The sequence below is a fragment of the Paracoccus sp. DMF genome, from assembly GCF_004407025.1.
Lineage (GTDB): Bacteria > Pseudomonadota > Alphaproteobacteria > Rhodobacterales > Rhodobacteraceae > Paracoccus > Paracoccus aminovorans_B.
Genome location: NZ_SOKV02000204.1, coordinates 1 through 552, shown reverse-complemented (window position 1 = coordinate 552; position 552 = coordinate 1). Strand labels below are relative to the sequence as shown.

The following is a 552-nucleotide window of genomic DNA, read 5'->3' as shown; positions in this document are numbered from 1 at the left end:
GCCTTCGTGCCGGATCAGGGCCAGAAGCCCCCGATCAGAGGTTTGCATGGGATTACCCGAGGGTTGAGATAAAAAGGATCAGGACGGCGACTGCGAGGCCGATACGGAGCCGGTGGGCAAAGGCCTGTCCGGGGTCCGCGGGATCGCAGCGCAGCGAGCGGGCAAGGCGAAGGATCTCATGCATCAGCGTCATCCTTCCCGGCGCGGCGGAGCCTGGCGAGGATGAGCTCGATGAAGGCGGCCCCGAAGACGCCGACCAGGTAGGCGGCCGAGCCGACCGCCCCGCCTGCGGCGACGGCGCCATCGGGCAGACCGAGCCACCCCGTCACGATCACGATGGAAAAACTGCCCATCCCCGCGGCGATCAACCCGCCAAGCAGGACATGCCGCAAGGCTTCACGCAGCGCCATCCGGGTGGTCAGGGCATTGGTGGCAACACCCAGCGCGCCCCAGAAGGCCAGCATCAGCGCCGTCGAGGCGGCGATCTCGCGCCAAAGGTGGGACCAGAAGGATTCGTCGTTCATGTGCGGATTTCCACGAGGGGGATCGAGG

At 66.8% G+C, this 552-nt stretch carries 2 protein-coding genes; both read right to left on the bottom strand.

Going from position 1 to position 552, the window contains the following annotated elements; all coding sequences use genetic code 11:
• Positions 1-52: 52 nt before the first annotated feature.
• Positions 53-184 (bottom strand): hypothetical protein, encoded by a 132-nt coding sequence (locus E3D03_RS21235; protein WP_263568580.1) that lies wholly within the window; start codon positions 182-184, stop codon positions 53-55.
• Positions 177-552: hypothetical protein (locus E3D03_RS21230; protein ID WP_263568579.1), on the bottom strand; the 376-nt coding region annotated here is incomplete at its 5' end. The genes E3D03_RS21235 and E3D03_RS21230, both read right to left, overlap by 8 nt.

Coding starts and splice junctions, on each gene's coding strand:
- E3D03_RS21235 (WP_263568580.1), bottom strand. CDS start 184: ATGCATGAGATCCTTCGCCTTGCCCGCTCGCTGCGCTGCGATCCCGCG.